The organism is Microbulbifer sp. ABE4_465, assembly GCF_056160765.1.
Genome location: NZ_JBSWXV010000012.1, coordinates 1 through 5199, shown reverse-complemented (window position 1 = coordinate 5199; position 5199 = coordinate 1). Strand labels below are relative to the sequence as shown.

The 5199-nt window shown below is 53.5% G+C and carries 5 protein-coding genes; 2 read left to right on the top strand and 3 right to left on the bottom strand.

Annotation, left to right across the window (positions count from 1 at the left end):
• Positions 1–190 precede the first annotated feature (190 nt).
• Together ACXAG1_RS15735 and ACXAG1_RS15730 are read right to left on the bottom strand one after the other, a co-directional pair.
• Complete coding sequence (locus tag ACXAG1_RS15735) at positions 191–943, bottom strand: SapC family protein (protein WP_475120224.1); 753 nt, start codon at positions 941–943, stop codon at positions 191–193.
• 147 nt (positions 944–1090) lie between these two features.
• The gene (locus tag ACXAG1_RS15730) at positions 1091–1306 is read right to left on the bottom strand and encodes a hypothetical protein (protein WP_475090661.1); all 216 of its coding nucleotides are present in this window, start codon (positions 1304–1306) and stop codon (positions 1091–1093) included.
• A 240-nt stretch (positions 1307–1546) separates the two neighbouring features.
• Here ACXAG1_RS15730 and ACXAG1_RS15725 point away from each other — a divergent pair, with 240 nt between their 5' ends.
• Positions 1547–2080 carry an ECF-type sigma factor gene (locus ACXAG1_RS15725; RefSeq protein WP_475090662.1) on the top strand — a complete coding sequence of 178 codons (534 nt, stop codon included), beginning with the start codon at positions 1547–1549 and terminating at the stop codon, positions 2078–2080.
• 16 nt (positions 2081–2096) lie between these two features.
• Entirely contained in the window at positions 2097–4850 is a 2754-nt protein-coding gene (locus ACXAG1_RS15720; protein WP_475120223.1) for a protein kinase domain-containing protein, read from the top strand.
• Between the two features lie 89 nt (positions 4851–4939).
• On the opposite strand, the gene ACXAG1_RS15715 is transcribed toward ACXAG1_RS15720, so the two are convergent.
• On the bottom strand, positions 4940–5199 hold a 260-nt coding region (locus tag ACXAG1_RS15715), incomplete at its 5' end, for an EF-Tu C-terminal domain-related protein (protein WP_475120222.1).

Here is a 5199-nt window from a genome sequence, read left to right as displayed (position 1 = left end):
GCTCAGGATCCTTGAAAACGGCTGGGATGGTTTTCGTCGTTGTAATTTTTCGTGCGCGCAAGCGGCGCCATTTCAGTATTTGCTAAAACAGCAAAGCAGCCGCACCGTTTTTCCGGATTGCGACTGCTTTGGACCAGACTACTTCAACAGGCCCGGCTTTCTGCCGGTCGACCGGCACAGTGAATTGGCGCTAGTTCAGTGCGCCGGCTTCGGCTTTCTCGTGCGCCTCCGCCACGGCATTTGCCTGCAGCTGCTTTTTGGACAGCTGACGCAGCGCCCCCAGAGAGTGCAGATGCGCATAAACCCAAGCCAGTTGGCCGGTCTTGAACCAGGCCTGCACCTTGCCGGCATCGACGTCGATTAGTTTGGCCTCATCAACCACGTGCAGCCCCTCGAGGCGTACCGGCTTGCCGTCTCCTGCCATCACCTGGATATCAAAGGATTTGAACAGGTCCTGCTCGGCAAGCGCAGCGCAGAATTCACGGGTTACCCTGAAAGACTTGTCGAAGTTGGTAAGAAACTGCAGCACATTGTTTAGCGTCTCGCTGTTTTCACCGTTCTCGTCAAAAAGCGGCTGACCATCTTGCTCGGAGAACTGGCCGCTCTCGTCGTCGAAGCAGACCGTCTGGCTATCGGTCATTGCGAAGGGATAGCGACGAATAAACGCGGGTACGTAATTGCCCTGCCATATACCCTCCTCATCCACCTGGGTGTGCTGATTGTTACGCAGGGAAAGTAGTGCCAGAGGGAAGTACTCGCCGGCTTCATTGCGGCTGAAAAAGATGGGCAGATCGCGACTGGCTTCGAAGAATTCAATACCGGTGAGGGGCACTGAATTGATTTCGCTAGAGAAACGAAATCTGTCACTGGGAGAAAATTTCAGATTGCGGTGATTTTCCCGGTTCAGGGCAACAGGTTTTGAATAGAACAGTAATTCGCGCATTTTCTTATTCCGTAAAAATCTAGATATATATTTTTTTGTATGATTCCCTTCATAAATCGGCCCCTTACAAAAGGCCCGCGGGAACAGAATAATGTGATAAATTTAACGACTTTCTCGTGACGAAGTTAGAATTAATTCCGGTATCATTCACATTTCTACAGTTAAGTCACGTAAGTAAAGGTTGTGTGGCAATGAATAGAGCTGCCCGAAATCCGGTAACTTGCTCGTAGCAGCGCCTTCGGCCTCTTTTATTGAAGCGCCGCGTAAAATTAGACGGTCGCCCACTTCTGATCGGGCGCTCAGCACCACAAATGAAAACACGGAAGCCCCCAGGGAAAGTCCTACCAGAAATTGTTTGAGCATGTGTGTGCCTCCCGCCGTCAGGGCGTTTCGGGTACTGATTCGTTGGCCATTCATGGCAAATGAGAATCCTTAGAAGTAGTTACGTAACTGAGCAGAACTTTCCCTCATGATTGAGGAAAATTATTTTTGCGATTTTCTATTGATCAATTTTGCAACAACCTCTAAAACAGCAGCGGGCCTAAAAGCATCAGGCCCGCGCTCACAAGAACAACGAAACAGCAAGCCGAAGATAGCGACACCATGTCTCAGCAAGTACATTTGCCAGAACTTACCGGGCAGCTCTATGAGGAGCTGAGGCGCTGTGCCCGCCGTATCCTCTCAAACCAGTCGGAAGGGTTGACCCTGCAAACAACCGATGTAGTGCACGAAGCCTGTTTGCGCTTAATGGAGTCCCCTACCCAGTTTGAAAGCCGCACCCATCTGTACCGTTGCGCCGCCAAAGCCATGCGCCACTTGCTGGTGGATCACGCGCGCGCGAAATCAGCCCAGAAGCGCAGCGGGCAACACATGCGTACCGTTTGGATGGATAGTCTGCTGGGAGATATCGATGTAAACCTGGGCCTGCTGACCATTGATCAGACTCTGACCGAGATGTCGCAGATCAGTGATCGGCTAGAGAGTATCGCCGAGCTGCACTATCTCGCTGGATTCACACAGGCCAAGGTGGCAGAGGTACTTGAAGTCAGCGTGGCAACGGTGGAAAGGGAGCTGAAATTCGCACGCGCTTTCCTTACCGACCGCCTCCAGGAACTCCACCACCCGGCAAGCGCCTGAACGGCCCCCTACGAATATGTCCATCACTGACAAGCGACTGACCGACAAGCGACTGAAAGTCGTCAAAGCGCTGTTCGACCGCTGCGCTGACACCCCCCGCAGCGAACGCGAAGCGCTACTGAATATGAGCAATGCCACCCCTGCAGAAATTCAGGAGGTGGAGCGCCTACTGGCCTTTCACGACACCGCAGCAACAAATGGCAGCCAGACCAGTATCATCGGCCAGCAACTGAAAACCCTGAGCCAGAGCCTGCCGCAAGGGCAGATGTTAGGCGCCTTTGCCATCGAAGAAGAAATTGGCCGCGGCGGTATGGGAATCGTATTTCGCGCGCGACGGGCAGATGGCAACTATGAACAGCAGGTCGCCATCAAGATTGCACCGAGCTTTGCCAGCAGCGAGGAACTGAAACACTTCCACCAGGAACGCCAGATACTGGCGAAACTGCAGCACCCCAATATCGCCACCCTGCTGGACGGCGGCACCACCGATGACAGTCGCCCCTATCTGGTCATGGAATATGTGGCGGGGAGCCCGATTCACGAGCATTGCCGCAATAACAACCTGGATCTGAAAGCCCGGCTGCGCCTGTTTGCGGATGTGTGCGAAGCGGTCAGCTATGCCCACAGCCACCTGATCATTCACCGGGATATCAAACCGGAAAATGTGCTGGTGACTGAAAACGGTCAGGTAAAACTCCTGGACTTCGGTATCGGCAAAGCACTGCAGGCGGAAGGCGATCGCACCCATGCCACCGCACTCAAGGGCATGACCCTGGCCTACGCCAGTCCGGAACAGGTGCGAGGACTGCGCACCACAACCGCAACAGATGTGTACGGACTGGGCGCCCTGCTCTACTGCTTGCTGGCCGAGCAGTCTCCCCACGATGTAGGTGACAGCAGTGCCGAGAAGGTAATCGATGCGATTTGTCGCACGGAACCCACACTGCCTAGCCGCGCGCTGGCCAAATCGGCGGCCTTTGCCGAGCGCCGAGCCCTGCGAGGAGATCTGGACAATATCGCAGGTAAAGCGTTGCGCAAGGAGCCGGAACAACGCTATGCCAGTGCCAGCGAATTGCAACGGGATATCGAGCGCTACTTACGCAGTGAACCGGTGCTGGCAACACCGCCAAGTTTTTTTTATCGCACCGGCAGGCTGATTTCGCGATACCCGCTGGCCTGTGCGCTATCGGCGTCGGTAGTGCTGGCAATTACTGCCGGGCTCGGCGCGTCTTTGCATCTGGCAAACCAGCTGCGAGGAGAGCGCGATAGCCTCTTGGCCGCACAGGAAGAAATAAAGAGACAGGTCAGTACAGCACGAAGAACCAGTGACTTGCTCGTCGACATGTTCGATGCTGCATCCCCTGCCCATGCGCAAGGGAGATCCGTAAATGTGGATGAATTGATAGACATTGCCACCAACAAAACTCGCGACTCCCTCAATGAAGAGCCCGCAGTTAAATCGCAATTACTAAGCGCTCTCGCCCGCGTACATTACAACCTGGGCAAATATCATGATGCAGCATCGCTGCAACAGGAGTCGCTGAACTATTTCGAGAGTTTTGGCGATTTGACTTCCCGAAATTTCCCCAAAGATCTAGCCCACAATGTAGCGGAACAGCTTATACAGCAAGGCCGCTACCAGCGGGAAATCGGCGCGACAAACGAAGCACAAAGCGTCCTCGAAAAAGCGATCGGGATTTTGGGTGTTTACCCAAATGACTTTCTGCTGGCACAAGCACTACACCGAAAAGGGCAATTGATTTCACGTGTAGGCAGTCCCGACGATGCCATTACAACACTCACTAAGGCGCAGCAAATCTGGGAAAAAATGCCCGATAAGGGAGGCGAGCTCGGCCTCGCAACCGGGCACAGTCTATCCAGCGCCTATTACAACAAACCCGACTTTCCAATGGCGGCGAAATCGGAATCAGAGGTGCTGGCACGGAGAATACAATTACTTGGGGATACACACCCGGATACACTGAATAGCTACCGCTTCACTGCCAGGAGCTATATGCGAATTGGTCGCTGGGATGAAGCGAGGGTTCTCGCCGAAAAAGCCTACTATAGTAGCCAGAGCCTGTTTTCAACCGACAGTAAGATTTATCGCCACTGCGTCCTCACTTACGTCCGCTTACTAAGCGCTTTTGGCGATCATGAAAAGGCGCTGGAAATTATTAGTGAATTTCTACAAGAAGACCTAGCTGCACTAGAGGGAAGCGCAGAACTGCACAACCAGCGCGGGGAGTTTTACTTTAAACTGGGCCGTATCGACGAGGCGGAAAGTGACTTTGCCCGCGCAGTGGCCATTTACGCCGAACTCTACCCAAGCGGCTCTGGCTCGACGCTCATGCCCCGTACGAATCTCGGCGAGATTATGGCACTGACTGGTGAGCGAGAAGCCGGCATGCATATCCTAAATGAGGCACTTCAGGACAATATCGACAGGTATGGTGCGGAGGATTACGGTGTCGGGAGCTTTTATATGCGATTTTCACGCATCGCCCTGCACGATAAGGATTTCAACGAAGCGCTACGCCTGAACGCGCTCTCTCGCTCCATTCGGCTGAAAACCTTTGAGCGGAACCACCCCATCGTACTGAAGAACGATGCACTGGAAATCGAGATTTACCAACAGTCCGGGGAAATCGGTAAAGCGATTGAACGCTGCGAATTTCTGGCACGTACTTATGAGGAAATATTCCCGGAAGATGCGCCGGTGATCGGGTATTACCATTCATTACTCAAAGAACTAAAACACCAGATTTAACAGCCCTTCAGACCGATCTGGCCCAGACACAAAAAAAGCCGCAGTGTTTCCACTGCGGCTTTTTTGATGCTTCAGATCAGGAGTAAAGATTACTCGATGATCTTGGCTACAACACCAGCACCAACGGTACGGCCACCTTCACGGATCGCGAAGCGCAGGCCTTCTTCCATGGCGATCGGGCAGATCAGAGTCACAGACATCTGAATGTTGTCGCCCGGCATTACCATTTCGGTGCCTTCCGGCAGCTCAACCGCACCAGTTACGTCGGTGGTACGGAAGTAGAACTGCGGACGGTAGCCTTTGAAGAACGGGGTGTGACGGCCACCTTCGTCCTTGGACAGGATGTAAA

Coding starts and splice junctions, on each gene's coding strand:
- ACXAG1_RS15735 (WP_475120224.1), bottom strand. CDS start 943: ATGCGCGAATTACTGTTCTATTCAAAACCTGTTGCCCTGAACCGGGAA.
- ACXAG1_RS15730 (WP_475090661.1), bottom strand. CDS start 1,306: ATGCTCAAACAATTTCTGGTAGGACTTTCCCTGGGGGCTTCCGTGTTT.
- ACXAG1_RS15725 (WP_475090662.1), top strand. CDS start 1,547: ATGTCTCAGCAAGTACATTTGCCAGAACTTACCGGGCAGCTCTATGAG.
- ACXAG1_RS15720 (WP_475120223.1), top strand. CDS start 2,097: ATGTCCATCACTGACAAGCGACTGACCGACAAGCGACTGAAAGTCGTC.